The organism is Pseudomonas sp. GW460-LB5 (assembly GCF_059423245.1).
Map to the genome: position 1 here is coordinate 25,595 of NZ_JBWKXT010000036.1, position 14,468 is coordinate 40,062.

Annotated in this window: 12 protein-coding genes; 1 reads left to right on the forward strand and 11 read right to left on the reverse strand. The window is 61.5% G+C overall.

Annotation, left to right across the window (positions count from 1 at the left end; genetic code table 11):
• Positions 1-124: 124 nt before the first annotated feature.
• Genes AC07XM_RS20385 through AC07XM_RS20425 form a run of 9 tightly spaced genes read right to left on the reverse strand, consistent with a single transcriptional unit; the run spans position 125 to position 7,553 of the window.
• Entirely contained in the window at positions 125-2,866 is a 2,742-nt protein-coding gene (locus AC07XM_RS20385) for a conjugative transfer ATPase (protein WP_102689559.1), read from the reverse strand.
• The gene (locus AC07XM_RS20390; protein WP_102689558.1) at positions 2,866-3,285 is read right to left on the reverse strand and encodes a TIGR03751 family conjugal transfer lipoprotein; all 420 of its coding nucleotides are present in this window, start codon (positions 3,283-3,285) and stop codon (positions 2,866-2,868) included. Before AC07XM_RS20390 ends, AC07XM_RS20385 begins: the two co-directional genes overlap by 1 nt.
• Positions 3,248-4,756, reverse strand: coding sequence for a TIGR03752 family integrating conjugative element protein (locus tag AC07XM_RS20395; RefSeq protein ID WP_102689557.1), 1,509 nt, complete (start codon positions 4,754-4,756; stop codon positions 3,248-3,250). The genes AC07XM_RS20390 and AC07XM_RS20395 overlap by 38 nt, the downstream gene beginning before the upstream one ends.
• On the reverse strand, positions 4,746-5,552 hold the full coding sequence (locus tag AC07XM_RS20400) for a TIGR03749 family integrating conjugative element protein (protein ID WP_102689581.1): 807 nt from the start codon (positions 5,550-5,552) through the stop codon (positions 4,746-4,748). Before AC07XM_RS20400 ends, AC07XM_RS20395 begins: the two co-directional genes overlap by 11 nt.
• A 2-nt stretch (positions 5,553-5,554) precedes the next feature.
• Entirely contained in the window at positions 5,555-6,193 is a 639-nt protein-coding gene (locus tag AC07XM_RS20405) for a PFL_4703 family integrating conjugative element protein (RefSeq protein WP_096426381.1), read from the reverse strand.
• Positions 6,190-6,591, reverse strand: coding sequence for a TIGR03750 family conjugal transfer protein (locus tag AC07XM_RS20410; RefSeq protein WP_102689556.1), 402 nt, complete (start codon positions 6,589-6,591; stop codon positions 6,190-6,192). Before AC07XM_RS20410 ends, AC07XM_RS20405 begins: the two co-directional genes overlap by 4 nt.
• A gap of 7 nt (positions 6,592-6,598) precedes the next feature.
• Positions 6,599-6,976: a TIGR03745 family integrating conjugative element membrane protein gene (locus tag AC07XM_RS20415; RefSeq protein ID WP_102689555.1), complete on the reverse strand. Its 378-nt coding sequence runs from the start codon at positions 6,974-6,976 to the stop codon at positions 6,599-6,601.
• 15 nt (positions 6,977-6,991) lie between these two features.
• Positions 6,992-7,231, reverse strand: coding sequence for a TIGR03758 family integrating conjugative element protein (locus AC07XM_RS20420; RefSeq protein ID WP_102689554.1), 240 nt, complete (start codon positions 7,229-7,231; stop codon positions 6,992-6,994).
• On the reverse strand, positions 7,218-7,553 hold the full coding sequence (locus tag AC07XM_RS20425; protein WP_102689553.1) for an integrative conjugative element protein, RAQPRD family: 336 nt from the start codon (positions 7,551-7,553) through the stop codon (positions 7,218-7,220). Before AC07XM_RS20425 ends, AC07XM_RS20420 begins: the two co-directional genes overlap by 14 nt.
• A 253-nt stretch (positions 7,554-7,806) precedes the next feature.
• Between AC07XM_RS20425 and AC07XM_RS20430 the strand changes: the two genes are divergently transcribed.
• Positions 7,807-9,243 (forward strand): IS1182 family transposase, encoded by a 1,437-nt coding sequence (locus AC07XM_RS20430; protein ID WP_102689580.1) that lies wholly within the window; start codon positions 7,807-7,809, stop codon positions 9,241-9,243.
• 712 nt (positions 9,244-9,955) lie between these two features.
• On the opposite strand, the gene AC07XM_RS20435 is transcribed toward AC07XM_RS20430, so the two are convergent.
• Together AC07XM_RS20435 and AC07XM_RS20440 are read right to left on the reverse strand one after the other, a co-directional pair.
• Positions 9,956-11,332, reverse strand: coding sequence for an efflux transporter outer membrane subunit (locus AC07XM_RS20435; RefSeq protein ID WP_102689552.1), 1,377 nt, complete (start codon positions 11,330-11,332; stop codon positions 9,956-9,958).
• A complete protein-coding gene (locus AC07XM_RS20440) occupies positions 11,332-14,463 on the reverse strand; it encodes an efflux RND transporter permease subunit (protein WP_102689551.1) in 3,132 nt (1,043 codons plus the stop codon). Before AC07XM_RS20440 ends, AC07XM_RS20435 begins: the two co-directional genes overlap by 1 nt.
• Positions 14,464-14,468 lie beyond the last annotated feature (5 nt).

Consider the following 14,468-nt stretch of genomic DNA (forward strand, 5'->3'; position numbering starts at 1 on the left):
CCTTCGGTTTCTCCAGCCGGCATGGTGAGGACTGCAATTCGTCCTAAATTACCAAAGGAGTACATATGTACTCCTATCGGGTTTTATTGATCGGCAGGCCACAGAGCATCGTGGGCCACGAGGTTCAGGACATGCCGCGCAAGCGATCGATGTCCGCCGCAATCCGAAGTGCGGCCTCCAGCTCGGATAGCTGATGCGCTTCCATCAACCGCCAGCGCTGGGCCTTTTCTTCGGGTTCGGTCATGGCCAGGGTGAGGTACAGACTCGGCGGGACTGCGCGAAACAGCGTCTCCAGCTGCTTCGACAAGACCACGCCCTCGGTGTACTTGCCAGAGGCCTTGCTCGCTGACAACAGCAGGGTCTTCTGTGCTGGCGTGAGCTTCTTGAAGCGCGCGATCTCTTCGATCTCCGCCGGCGGCATGTTCAGGCAGATCCACCATTCGATCATGTTGAGCATGGTCTGCGCCGCATCGGGGAAGTCGGCCAGGTTCTGCGTTGCCAGCCAGAACCAGGCGCCGAGCTTGCGCCACATCTTGGTACCCTTGACCACGAAGGGCGCCAGCAGCGGGTTCTTGGTGATGATGTGACCTTCGTCAGTGACCATGATGATCGGACGACCGAGGTATTGATCGCGTTCGGCAAGGTTGTTCACCGTGTTCATCAGGCTGATGTAGCTGATCGACATCTGCGCTTCATAGCCCTCGCGGGCATAGGTGGCGAGGTCGACGATCGTGACATCGCTTTCCGGCCAAGGGGTGCCTGGTCGGTCGAACAGCGCACCCTCGAAGCCCTGGCAGAACAGGTCGATGGACTCGGCCATTTCCTGGGCCCGCTCACGACGCTTGTCGGGCAGGTGGGCGTCGCTGGCTACCGCTCGGAGGGCATCACGGACATGGCGCGTCATGACCTGCTGATCGCTGGCCGCACAATGCCTGGCCGCGTCGAGGATGCATTCGCGGATCAGGCTGCGGTCAGCCCGGGTGAGGCGTGCCTCTTCCTTGGCTTCGCCCCCGGTGATCATCAGGCGGGCGGTGATCTCCAGCTCGCCCAGCACATCGCGCTGCTCGTCACTGCCCGAAGCGTCTTCATCCAGGTCTTCGGTTGAAAGGCTGGCGACCTGATCGGGGCGCTCGATCAGCCGCCGAGCATCGGCGAAGGGTGCCAGGCTCAAGCCGCTGCCCGGTTTGAGCTGGACCTTGTTGACGGTCAGGCCCAGAGTGGCGAAGTAGTCGCCCTGCAGGCCAAAGGAGTTGCCGGCCTCGACGATAAACAGCCGCGGCCGATACACCGCCATGACCTGCATCAGGATCGAGACCAGGGTGGCCGACTTGCCAGCGCCAGTCGGGCCGAACAACAGCAGGTGACCATTCATGGAACGGTCGAAGCGCGACAGGGGATCGAACGACAGCGGCGCGCCACCTCGGTTAAAGAAGGTGATGCCCGGATTACCGGTACCGGTGCTGCGCCCCCACAGTGGCAGCAGGTTGGCAACATGCTGAGCAAACAGCAGCCGGGTGTACCAGTTGCGCGTGTCGCGTGCGGGGTTGTAGACCATCGGCAGCCAGCGCAGGTAGCTGTTGCACGCGGCCACCTCATCGCCCTCGCGCACCGGCTGCAGGCCGGCACCGAGCAGCACGTTGGCGGCCTGGATCGAGCGCTGGCGCAATTGCGGCTCATCGGCGCCACGCAGGTACAGTGCCAAGGTGCCGCGGTATAGCTTGTGCTGGCGGCCAATCAGCGCGCGGGCCTCTTCCACGTCCTGGCGGGTCTGGGTCGAGGCCAGGTTTTCGCCGATAGCTTTGCGCGCCAAGCGGTTGAGTTGCTCCTCGAGCACATCCTGAGGTGTGATGACCAAGGTCAGGCTCATGACGGCCTGCTCGGGTAACTGGTCAAACAGAGCGTTGAGCGCTTCACCCTTGCGGGTCTCGCCGGTCAGCTGGCCGATGTGGGGTGGCCTGCGCAGTTTGTCGACCACCATCACCGCGTGCGGCTGTTGATCGAAATACCACAGCCCCTGCTCGCTGTCCGAGCGTGGCTCCTGAAAGAACAGTCGCTCGGCAAAGTCGTGGTCGAACGGTAGCGACAGCCCATCGCCGTCATCGATCTCCGGGTAGGGCACGCGTCGATAGAACGCCGCTGGTGATTCACCGGTGAGAGTCGGGGCCGGATTGAACCACGGCAGCAACCAGGCATAGAAATCCTGCCCCGTCAGCCGCCGAGGATTGACCCCGCAGGCCTGCAACGAGGCCATCAGGCGATCACAGGTCCTTCCCAGCAATTGAGCGGGGTTTTGCCCTTCGTCGTCGGCCTGGTCACCGAGCCAGCGATAGACCACCAGCCGAATCCGTCGATTGCTGCCGCGCCAGGGCAGGTGCGACACGACATGGTCGTCGAACAAGCCGCCTGGCTTGGCAATGGCATCGAGGTGGTGTTGCATCGAGGTGAGGAAAGCTGCAGTGAAGGGGGTGCCTGTCGCCCGTGGTACAACGTACTGTTCCAGGCGCTCCAGGTACGGGGAAAAATCACTGTCGTCCTGACAGAAGAACTGCACCACCCACGGTGCCTGATCGAGCTCGTCGAAGCTGTCCTGCAGCGCATCCTCCAACGCATCGCGCGCCGCCATCAGCCACTCGGGCTCACGGCCTTCGGTGCCGATCGGCTGCAACTCGAACACGGCGCCCACCGAGCGGTTATCGTCGAGCAGAAAACAGTGCTCCTCCTCGAGGTATTCGACCCAGGGCAAGTGGTCGGTGAAGCTGGGGTTGTGTGCGTACTGCGCGGCTTCATCCGCACGTGTCGCGCGCCGACGTTGCGCCGCGCGCCAGGGCTGCCAGCGCGGCGACGTACGATCTGCATCCTCGTCCATCACAGATCGTCCAGGCGTTCGCCGGGGAGTGCGTACTGGACCTTCTCGTACAGCGGAAACACGGTCGAGTAACCAGGCACCGGCGTCTGCTGCGTGCCGGCCAGGTGCGGGTAGACGTACATCACCAGGTCGGGATTAGGCAGGCGTGGGAACTGGGCGCGGATCTCGTTGGCGGCTGTGCGTGTGTAGGCGTTCTGGTCCTTGATCAGGCGCTCGGGATCGAGCACTGGTCGGCGCAGTTCGCCCCGAGCCTCCTGCAAGTGCTGCTGCGTGCCGACCGCGCCGCCGCTGTTCCAGATATCCAGCATGGTGTGGTCGCCGTGGGGCAGCATCTCGTCCTTGCTGGTGGTGCAGCCTGTCAGGTGCAGGCTCAGCAGCAGGTTAATCCAGGTCCAGTACCGAAACGGATGGGGTTTCATGATTCACTCTCCGGCCTTTGGGTTCGTAGTCGATGCTGATTTCGTGATCTAGGTGCAAGGCCACCTTGGCCCCCGGCGGGACGTAGATCGCGGCAAAGGCTTCGCCGTAGAGCTTGTTGATCCAGTCACGAATGTCGCCGATGCCACCGCTGATGACAGAGTTCAGCGCGCTGTTGCCGCTGTTCTGCGACAGCCCCAGACTGCCGCTGGCCGAGTTGATGAACGAGGTGTTGGTTTGCTCGCTACCCAGCGCTGCCGCGAAGCCGGCGCCGGCCGCAGTGATCAGGCTCTGGCTGCCCAAGTACTGTTGGGCGTTGGAACGGCGCTCGCCGGCGATGCAGGGAATGCCGTAAGGGTCGGAGATGTAGCCCAAGCCCCCGCGGATCTTCTCGGTGTCCGAAGTCTGGGTACTGCTGCGGTTGCGGCTGACCACCTTCTGCGGCTGTGGCACCGTGCGAACGGTGCCGTCGCTGAAGACGAAGGTGATCGACTCGACCTGGCCGCGTACGCAGGACAAGGTCCAGTCACCGGCCGCAGTCCCGCTCATGACCGCACCGACCACGTCGGGCAGGTCGATGCCGTTGGCGGTGAGGTTGTCCGGCCCCACCAGCACCTTGAACGGGTAGGGATCATTCACTGTGCCGTCCACCGGCACTCGGCCAATGAGGGCGGTCATGGCGATCGAGCCCATCAGGGTTGAGTTTTCCGGGAGGGTATAGACTGGCTTGGCTTCCTCGGTCCTATCCTGAACACTTTCAAGGTCACGCTCGCCCTTGGCTACGGCGCGTAGATGGTCCTGGCCCCGGTCAATCGCATTGTTGTCCAGTCCATGCAGATCCTTGAACTTCGACGTCAGCGACGACAGCGGCCCCTCAGCTTTGCTGGCCCCCTCCGGGCCAGCACGTGTATTGGACGGCTCGATCCACTGCACCGTATCCGCCGGCGGTTGCGCTCCAGAAAATTGCTGCTCGTCACCCGGCTCGAGACCAAAGCCCACGGGTACGTCGGACTTCGCGGCCGGCTTGTTGGTGAGCTGGTCTTTCAGCCGGGACAGCAAACCTTGGGTCTCGCGGTGCTGCTGCTCGGCCTTCTGCCGGGCATCGTTGGCCTGCTGGCGGTGCTCGGTGACCTGCTGGGTGACAGTGCTCAGCGTGCTTTGAATGCGACTGTCGATATTTCCCTCGCGCGTGCGCAGCCGGTTATTCTCGGTCTGCAGGGTCTCGTTGCCTTTCTTCAGCGACAGCATCTCGCTGCGCATGGCCTTGACCTGGCCAATCAGCGTCGCCACGGTGTCGCGCGGCGTGTCGCCGGCAATACCGAGGGCCTTGGCCTGTTCCGGGCTGAGGGCAATGTTTTCGGGATCATGGGCAGGTTCAGCGTCTGGCGCCGCCACCCAGGATTTGCCGATGATCAGCACAATCCCCAGCAGGACTACCGGTACCAGCCATTTCAGCAAACCGTTAGCTTTCATGATCGGCAGCCTCCGGCGCTGGCGGTGGCAGCAGCAGTGCGTGCTTCAGGTCGCCGCCTCGTGTGATGAGGTACGCCACGGTGGTATCTTCAGGTGTGCCGGCGTGCCCCAGGAACTCGTGCTGAAAGGTGGCGGCATACAGCGTGGCCTGCAAGTGACGCGGGTCCAGCGTGACCATGGTCGGCCCACGGTTGACGATCTTCACCGCAGTCACCCAGTAATCACCTAGCCGCCAGGCGGCGAGCCCCTTGATGGCCACGTGCTCGGTCGGCAGTAGGGTGCTGAACCCAGAGAAGTCGCCCAGTGGGACCCGACGCACACCTGGCAAAGGCGCCACGGTGCGCAGCGGCGCATACAGGTTCTGCGCCGCGAAGCGGGTCAGCACAACCAGTACTGGCGTCACTGCCGGTGCTGCGTCCTTCGCTGTGTCCACGTCTGGTGCCTGGGCCTGAGCAACGATCTTGACCGGCTCCAGTGTCTCGCTGCCCTCGAGTGCTTCGATGTCGACCAGAATGATGTCGCCTGACTTCACCGACTGCAGCTGCAGTCGGGTCGGGGGGATGGCTTCCGACGCACGCAGGTACACCGTTCCGCCGACCGACTGCACGCGCAGCTTGCTGCTGATCGCACTGGGTAGTCCGACGCGGACATCCTCATCGAGCATCAGGATACGTTCCTGACCCACCGTCAGCGGCACGGCCAGCGGCAGACGGTCCCAGTACTTGACCTCGACGGCGGCTGCGGCTGAACACCAGCCGGCCACCGTCACCAGAATCAGGATCAAGACACGCATCATCATCACGCACCTCCAGGCAGCGTCAGCTTCTGCGGTGTGCCTTCGTAGCAGTCCAGGGCCAAGCCCCACTTGTTGTGCTCGGGATCGACGTCGAAGCGCACCACGCGCAGGGGGTAACGCACGACCACGCGCTTCACCGGCTCGGCGGCGTAGTACTCGTCGGCATTGAGGTCGAGCTTGACCAGCCAGCTGTGCTTATCCAGCTGCTTAACCCGCAGGTCGGGATCATCGCTGTAACCGCGGCCCAGTACCTCGTACACCCCACGCACACGACCGCGCAGTTCGCCGGCCGCCTTGCGGTACTCGAAATCGCCGTCAAAGAAGGTCTTGCACGCCGGTGTCAGGTAGGGCTGCAGGGCGAAGATGGCGCGGTGGTAGTCGACCTCGCCGTCGGTGGGCCAGCGGTTGAGCTGGCCGAAGATGTACAGGGCAAAGGCATAGATATTTTCGGGCGGCACGTCCCACCATTTGCGAGTGCTGCCGGAGCGCAGATCCGGTGGCACATGAATGGTCAGTTCGGAAGGGGCGGACTGCCAGCCGAACCACAGCCCACTACACAGCAGTGCCAAGGTCGCCACAGCCAGGCGTAGGCTGAGGATATGCGCCTGCTGCGCATCGACTTTGTTCCGGAAGCGGCTCATGGGGCGATCCTCATAGGCCGGCGTGTGCGCCGGACCGCCCACGGGCCTGAGTGCAGGATCAGGTACTGACTGCCGATGCCCCAGTGCGCTGCCAGCTGCCATTGCAGACGTCGGTACAACCAGGTTTCGGGACGAGCACGCTTAGCCCGACGTAGAAGCTTGCCGCCACCGAGCAGCACCAGCGCCATACACAGGAACATGCAAGTGGGCAGGGTGGCGATGGAAACAGTGGCCACCGCCAGCGGCCCGCCGAGGACCATACCCAGTACTGCGCCGACAATCAGGGCGACCCACATCTCGTCGTTGGTAAGGCCGCGCAGGACCGCAGGATCGCGATTAAGGCGTTCCGGCAGGAAGGTCAACGTGCCGTCGGGGAGGGTAGCGGGGACGTAGTACATGGCAACCTCACAGGATCGTGGCGGCTTTTGTCAGGAACCACAAAATCACCACCACCAGCAGTGCGCCGGCGCCGACCACGGCGCCGAGGTCCTTCCACGTCTTGCGCTGGTTTTGCACGTCGGCGTAGACCGTGAGCGAATGCCAGGCCACACCCAAAAAAGCGAGGGTTGCGATCAAAAGGCCTAGTAGGATGCCGCCGTCGTAGGCGTAGTTCTTGATGGTGTCAATTAGTCCAGTGCCTTCGCCGCGGGACGGTGCTTCCATGGTGGGCAGATCAGCTCTGGCCAGCGTCGAGCTCAGCAGCACCAAACCGCCGAATAGGGCTTTTCCAAAGGTAGCCCGCAGCAGGGGCAGCGGAAGGAGGCAGCGACGGGAGAGTTTCATGGCAGGATCTCCAGATTACGACAGCATGAAAAACATCAGCACGATCAGGGCTAGGGCCAGACGCAGCGTGCTGCCGCCTAGCGCACCGAAATTGAGATTGCCGGCCGCCCAGCCGCGGTAGCCGGTCCACAGCGCCCAGGTGCACCAGAGCAACGCGAACACCAGCACCGATGAGCGCCATAGCAGTGAACTCGACTGCGGGGTAAACCCAGCCACGGCGGAGAATGCTGTGAGTTGGGCGTCAGTCATGCTCATGGCAGGGGCTCGAGTGAGGTGCTTCAGCACGGTACTGACCTGTCAGCTCGACTAGGTCAGCTGGCTGTGCGCGTGAGGGCGACAGATAGTTTTGGATGCCTTCACGTATACGTTCGAGATCTGCCGAAAATCTTGGATAGTCGAAGCGATAGCGTGCTCCATCGAGATCATCCGAGCCGCGTGACGCACGATCGGCCAACAGCTCGATAGCAGTGAGCCGTTGTTGCACAAGTCCGAGATCCGAGCGCTCGCGATTTTCTTGTGCGACAGCCGGGGGTGTCACCAAGCAAGTCACAATCAGGGGGAAGGCATACATCCTCATGGCGGGCTCCAGAGCAATCTCTGTTCGTCACCATTACTGCGCGGGCGAGTTGAAGCACGAATTAAAAGGATTCTCGACGTTTCGCTTTAAGGCGAGGTCGGAGGGAGCGGCGTATAACTGACGTTCAGCCATTGAGGATACGACTGCTTCCGCTACAGCGAGTGCCTGTCTCCGACAGCTTTGGGTCCAGGCTGTGTGAAAACGCCTGCGATTGTCTAACCTTCTGATCGTCGAGATCGCGGCGGGGACGATCATGAAGCGATTCATTGAAGGTGAGTCTCGGACGCAAGTCACGTTGCTGCCGGAGTGCCTGGACGACTACATCACCGAAGAAAACCCAGTTCGGGTAGTCGACGTTTTTGTCGATGAACTCGATCTTGGAACACTCGGGTTCGAGGGTGTCGATCCTGCGGCAACGGGTCGTCCGGCTTACCATCCAGCAGTGCTGCTAAAAATCTACATCTACGGCTATCTCAACCGAATTCAGTCCAGCCGCCGGCTTGAGCGTGAGGCCGAGCGTAATGTCGAGCTAATGTGGCTGACAGGCCGATTGGCGCCTGACTTCAAAACGATTGCCGACTTTCGCCGAGACAATGGTAAAGCCATTCGCAGTGTCTGCCGGCAGTTCGTTGTACTTTGCCGCAACCTCAATCTCTTCTCCCAATCGATCATCGCCATCGACGGCAGCAAATTCAAAGCCGTGAATAACCGCGACCGCAATTTCACTCAAGGCAAAGTGAAGGCGCGCATGCGGCAGATCGAGCAGAGCATCGACCGCTATCTAGCGGCAATGGATTCAGCGGATCGGGCAGCGCCGGAAGTGGCCGAGGCCAAGACTGAGCGGTTGAAAGACAAAGTCGAAAAACTGAAACAGCAGATGCAAAAACTCAAGGACATCGAGGCGCAGCTTCAAGCCAGTCCCGATCAGCAAATCTCACTTACCGATCCAGATGCCCGCTCAATGGCCACAAGCGGCCGAGGCTCCGGCACAGTTGGGTACAACGTACAAACAGCAGTCGACGACAAACACCATCTGATCATTGCCCATGAGGTGACCAACGTTGGTAATGATCGCGGGCAACTGAGCAATATGGCTAACCAGGCACGGGAAGAAATCGGTGCTGAGGCGCTGACGGTGGTTGCTGATAGAGGCTATTACAAAGGCCCGGAAATCCTTGCTTGCGAGCAAGCTGGCATCACCACCTTTGTACCTAAACCACTGACATCGAGCAGCAAAGCGGAAGGCCGATTCGGCAAGCAGGACTTCATCTACATGGCTGCTTCGGACGAATATCGATGCCCTGCGGGTCAGTTGCTGACGCGCCGGCATTCCTCAGTGGAAGACGGCATGCTACTGCACTGCTACTGGTTTTCAGGATGCCAGAGCTGCTCGATGCAGAAGCAGTGTACGACCGGTAAAGAGCGGCGATTAAAGCGCTGGGAGCATGAAGCCGTAGTCGAAGGAGTGCAGATTCGATTGGAGCATGATCCGGGGAAGATGAAGGTTCGCCGGCAGACGGTGGAGCATCCCTTTGGCACGCTCAAATTCTGGATGGGAAGTACCCACTTCCTGACCAAAACCCTGCCGAGGGTAAGCACCGAAATGAGCCTTCATGTGCTCGCGTACAACCTCAAACGAATGATGAGCATCTTCGGCATCGCAGGGTTACTTGAGGCGATCAGGGCGTAAACCCCGCTGTTTGCTGGCCCGCAAACAGCTATATGGGCCGCTGACGCGGCCCATATAGCGCTGCAAACGTCTTTTTCGCTGGGTGAGGCTATTCGCGCTCTCGCGTGCTGATTCCACAGGCAGTCAGCTCGACTCTGAGTTTTCGATGTATTTACTGCGTTTTCACACAGCCTGGGTCGATAGCTGCCGCTCGTGGATTTGACCCATAGCTGTCATTTAGGCAGAGCTATGGGCCGTCCGTACGCTAATTGTCACGTTTGAAGTGGTTAATAACCGTCAGGCTTCTATGTCGGGAAATCCAAATAAGCTAATTCCGTGACTCGAACTAAATACTTCCGCTTAGGGCAAGAGAGTATCCTTCACCTATGCGCTCGGGTACATCCGGGTTGGCGTTAAATATCCTCTCGAAGAACCGAGGTCGAGCAGACTTGGTGTCACATTGGAGCGCAGTTGCAGAGCTTGATAGTTGAATGACGAGCGCAGCTTTTTCTTGCTTTGCGGCTCACGAAACTAAAGCCCACATTGTCCACCCGTGCCCTCGATGCGCTGAGGGAGTAGCTCTTAGTCCCCAAACTGATCCGACCACCATGTATGCTTACTGTGCGCAGACGCGGATGGGGCGGCTGAAAATTAGCTGCCTACACACTGCTCTAATTCTGAACGATGTTGAGAGCAGTTGGGGGCATTAGCGTGCTTAAATCAAGTGGATTTTTCACCGTTTGCCCCATTCGCCACCAAGTGTTTTGTATAAGGTCACCCGGTTGGTCTGTTCTGTCAGCTTCAGGTTGATCAGCGACTGCTGCGCCGAGTACAACGAGCGCTGGGCGTCGAGCACGTCCAGAAAGCTCTCCGAGCCTTGCTTGTACAGGGCCAACGAGAGCTGATAAGCGGTGTCGGTAGCGTCGGTCAGGCTGCGCTGGGCATCAAGGCGCTCATTGATATGACCACGCACTGACAGCGCATCGGCCACTTCGCTGAACGCGGTCTGGATCGTCTTCTCGTAGGTCGCCACTTCGATTTCGCTGTTGACCTTGGCTGCATCCAGGCTGGCTCTATTGCTGCCTGCGTTGAAAATCGGCAGGTTGATCGAGGGGGCGAAGCTCCAGGCGCCGCTGCCGCCTTTGAACAACCCGGACAGCTCGCTGCTGGCGCTGCCGCCACTGGCGGTAAGGGTAATGCTCGGGAAAAACGCAGCCCGAGCCGCACCGATATCAGCATTGGCCGCCTTCAGGGTATGTTCAGCAGCCAATACGTCCGGGCGACGTTGCAGCAGGCTCGAGGGCAGGCCCTGCGGCACGCTCACCAGCAGTGTGGTATCGAATGGCTGGTCGCCTGGCAGCAGCGCGTCGCTCAGGCGTTGGCCCACCAGCAGTTCGAGCGCATTGCGGTCTTGCTCGACCTGGCTGGCATAATTGGCCGCATCGGCCCGAGCGGACTCGACTGTACTGCGCGCTTGCGCCAGGCTCACCCCGGACTCGCCGCCCAGCCCATGGCTCTGCTGCACCAGAGTGTAGGTTTTCTGCTGGCTGGCATAGGTGTCATTGGCCAGCTTCAGCAGTTGCTGGTCGGCGGCCAGGGTCATCCAGGCCGTCGCGACTTCGGCTACCAGGCTGAGCTGCGTGCTGCGGCGCGTTTGCTCCAGCGAAAGGTACTGCTCCAGCGCAGCGTCCTTGAGGTTGCCTAGGCGGCCAAACAGGTCCAGCTCATAGCTGCTGACGCCGAGACCGACGCTGTATTGGCTGCTGACCGCAGAGCTGCCATTGGTCACGCTGCGCTGGCGGGTACCGTCGGCAGTTGCCGAAACTGCCGGAAACAGCTCGGCGCGCTGGATGCGGTACTGCGCCCGCTGGTATTCGACATTCAAGGCGGCCACGCGCAGGTCGCGGTTGTTGGTCAACGCCAGCGCCACGGTGTCGCGTAGGCGGGCATCGGTGAACAGCGATTTCCAGCTGATATCGGCGCTTGTTGTGCCCGCGCTGCTGTCGCTTGGCCATTGCTGCGCTACAGGCGCCGCGGGGCGCTGGTAGTCAGGAGCGAGGTTGACGCAGCCAGTGAGGGCCAGCGCCAGCAAAAGAGGGGACAGACGCATCAGACTTCTCCTGCAACAGTATCGACAGTGCTGGCGCGTCGGCCGGCCAAGCGCTGTACCAGTACATAGAACAACGGGATGAAGAACAGGCCGAGCACGGTAGCGGCGAGCATGCCACCCAGCACGCCGGTGCCGATCGCCTGTCGTCCACCGGCCCCGGCTCCGCTACTCAGGGCCAGCGGCAGCACACCCAGGATGAACGCAAGCGAGGTCATCAGTACCGGCCTAAGGCGGATGCGCGCCGCTTCCAGGGTGGCAGTGATGAGGTCCTGGCTACGCTCGTATCCTTCTTTGGCGAACTCGACAATCAGGATGGCGTTCTTCGCTGCCAGACCCACCGTGGTCAGCAACCCGACCTGGAAGTAGACATCGTTGGCCAGGCCGCGCAGGCCCGTCAGCAACAGCGCGCCAAGGATACCCACCGGCACTACCAGCATGACCGCAAAGGGGACCGACCAGCTTTCGTACAGCGCCGCCAGGCACAGGAACACGAACAGGATCGAGATGGCGTAAAGCAAGGGGGCCTGGTTACCCGCCATGCGCTCCTGGTAAGACTGGCCGGTCCAGGCGTAACCGATACCGTCAGGCAATTGCGCCATGATCTGCTCGACCGCTGCCATGGCGTCGCCGGAGCTCACGCCACTGGCCGGCTCACCTACCAGTTCGTAGGAACCGAAGCCATTGAAGCGCTCCAGCAGCGGCGAGGCGGTGCTCCATGAGGTGCTGGTAAACGCCGACAACGGCACCATGGCATCGCTGTCGTTGCGCACATACCAGGCGCCGATATCCTCTGCCAGCATGCGCTTGTCGGCCTCGCCCTGCAGGTAGACTTTCTTCACCCGCCCGGCGTCGACGAAGTCGTTGACGTAGCTGCCGCCCATCACGGTGCTCAGGGTGTCGTTGATATCGCTGGCGGAAACACCCATGGCACCGGCCTTGGGGTCGTTGATGTGAACGTTGAGCTGGGGCGTGTCCTCCAGCCCCTGAGCACGCACGTTGGCCAGGCGCGCGTCCTTGGCCGCCAAGGTAATGAACTGATCGCGGGCCTTGAGCAGCTCGGCGTGACCGAGGCCAGCCAAGTCCTGCAACTGCACGTCGAAGCCGGAACTTTGGCCCAGGCCCTGAATGGCCGGAGGGGCGATGACGAAGACATTGGCATCGAGGATCTTCGACAGCGCCATGTTGGCCCGGCGTGCCACCGATGTGGCGCTGTGCTCGTCGCCTTGGCGCTCGCTCCAGTCCTTGAGCTTGATGAAGCCGCGCCCCGAGTTCTGGGCGTTACCACCGTTACCCAGGCCACGCACGGTCAGGATCGACGCCACCTCCGGTTGTTGAAGCATGTAGTCCTGCACCTGCCGACTGACCGCCTGCAGGCGTTCGTCGGTGCCGCCCACCGGCAGGGTCATCTGCATCATCAGCATGCCCTGATCTTCTTCGGGCAGGAACGCGGTGGGCAGCTTCTGGAACATCAGCGCCACGCCGCCGAGCAGCAGTACGTACACCAGCAGGCCGCGCAGCGGGCGCGCGAGTACCTTGCCGACACCGCGCTGATAGCGCTTCGAGGTGCGGTCGAAAGTGCGGTTGAACCAGCCGAAGAAGCCACGCTGCGGTGTACCGTGGGCCGTCACCGGCTTGAGCAGGGTAGCGCAGAGGGCCGGTGTCAGGGTCATCGCCACCAGGACAGACAAGGCCATGGCCGCTACCAGAGTTACCGAAAACTGACGGTAGATAATCCCGGTTGAGCCGCCGAAGAAGGCCATCGGGATGAATACTGCCGAGAGCACTACGGCAATACCGATCAGCGCGCCGCTGATCTCGCCCATCGACTGGCGGGTCGCCTCACGCGGCGACAGGCCTTTTTCGGCCATGATGCGCTCGACGTTCTCCACCACCACGATGGCATCATCAACCAACAAGCCGATCGCCAGCACCATGCCGAACATGGTCAACGTGTTGATCGAGTAGCCGAGCATCGCCAATACGCCGAAGGTGCCAAGCAGTACCACCGGTACGGCAATAGCGGGGATCAGCGTGGCGCGCAGGTTCTGCATGAACAGGTACATGATCAGCACCACCAGGGCGATGGCTTCGAACAGGGTCTTGACCACCTCCTCGATGGAAATCTTCACGAACGGCGCGGTGTTGTAGGCCACCTCGCTACGCAGTTGCAGCTTGCTAGGGAAGAACTGTTCCAGTTCGGCCAACTTGGCTTGCACCGCTTCAGAAACGTCCAGTGCGTTCGCACCGGTGGCCAGGCTCACCGCAAGGCCGCCGGAAGGCCGGCCATTGTGCTCGGCGACCACATCGTAGCTTTCGCTGCCCAGCTCTACCCGGGCCACGTCGGCCAGGGTGACCACTGCGCCGGCACTGTTGTACTTCAGTACCAGGTCGCGGAACTGCGCGGCGGTCTGCAGCTTGCTGCGGGCGTTGATGGTGGCGTTGAGCTGCTGGCCGGCTCGGGCAGGCAGGGCGCCCAACTGGCCGGCCGAGGTGTCGACGTTCTGCGCTTCCAGCGCGCTGCTGACGTCCGAGGGCATCAGCGCGAATTGCTTGAGCTTGTCCGGGTCGAGCCAGATGCGCATGGCGTAGCTCGAACCGAGGGTGGTCACGTCGCCGACGCCGCTGACCCGGCTGATCTGGTCATACAGGGTACTGGAGATGAAGTCACTGATGTCGGTGGCGGTCACATCAGGATTGTCCGACACCAGAGATACGATGATAAGGAAGTCGCTGGCCGAATTGTTGATCTGGATACCCTGCTGCTGCACGGTATCGGGCAGGCGCGCCTTGGCCTGCTCCAGCTTGGTCTGGACCTGCATTTGCGCAGTGTTTACATCCGTGCCGGTCTCGAAGGTCAGGGTGATTTTGGCGCTGCCGGACGAGCTGCTGGTGGAGGATATGTAGGTGAGGCCGTCGAGGCCGGTCATCTGCTGTTCGATGACCTGAGTCACCGAGTCTTCCATGGTCTTGGCCGACGCGCCGGTGTAGGTGGCGTTGAGGCTGATCTGCGGCGGGGCGATGTTGGGATACTGGGCCAGCGGCAGTTCGAAGATGGCCAGGCCACCCCCGAGCATGATCAGGATGGCGATGACCCAGGCGAAGATTGGCCGATCGATGAAAAAGCGTGCCATGGAGT

Excerpts from the sequence above, each read along its gene's own strand:
- AC07XM_RS20385 (WP_102689559.1), bottom strand. The coding sequence starts at position 2,866 with ATGGACGAGGATGCAGATCGTACGTCGCCGCGCTGGCAGCCCTGGCGC.
- AC07XM_RS20390 (WP_102689558.1), bottom strand. The coding sequence starts at position 3,285 with ATGAAACCCCATCCGTTTCGGTACTGGACCTGGATTAACCTGCTGCTG.
- AC07XM_RS20395 (WP_102689557.1), bottom strand. The coding sequence starts at position 4,756 with ATGAAAGCTAACGGTTTGCTGAAATGGCTGGTACCGGTAGTCCTGCTG.
- AC07XM_RS20400 (WP_102689581.1), bottom strand. The coding sequence starts at position 5,552 with ATGATGCGTGTCTTGATCCTGATTCTGGTGACGGTGGCCGGCTGGTGT.
- AC07XM_RS20405 (WP_096426381.1), bottom strand. The coding sequence starts at position 6,193 with ATGAGCCGCTTCCGGAACAAAGTCGATGCGCAGCAGGCGCATATCCTC.
- AC07XM_RS20410 (WP_102689556.1), bottom strand. The coding sequence starts at position 6,591 with ATGTACTACGTCCCCGCTACCCTCCCCGACGGCACGTTGACCTTCCTG.
- AC07XM_RS20415 (WP_102689555.1), bottom strand. The coding sequence starts at position 6,976 with ATGAAACTCTCCCGTCGCTGCCTCCTTCCGCTGCCCCTGCTGCGGGCT.
- AC07XM_RS20420 (WP_102689554.1), bottom strand. The coding sequence starts at position 7,231 with ATGAGCATGACTGACGCCCAACTCACAGCATTCTCCGCCGTGGCTGGG.
- AC07XM_RS20425 (WP_102689553.1), bottom strand. The coding sequence starts at position 7,553 with ATGAGGATGTATGCCTTCCCCCTGATTGTGACTTGCTTGGTGACACCC.
- AC07XM_RS20430 (WP_102689580.1), top strand. The coding sequence starts at position 7,807 with ATGAAGCGATTCATTGAAGGTGAGTCTCGGACGCAAGTCACGTTGCTG.
- AC07XM_RS20435 (WP_102689552.1), bottom strand. The coding sequence starts at position 11,332 with ATGCGTCTGTCCCCTCTTTTGCTGGCGCTGGCCCTCACTGGCTGCGTC.
- AC07XM_RS20440 (WP_102689551.1), bottom strand. The coding sequence starts at position 14,463 with ATGGCACGCTTTTTCATCGATCGGCCAATCTTCGCCTGGGTCATCGCC.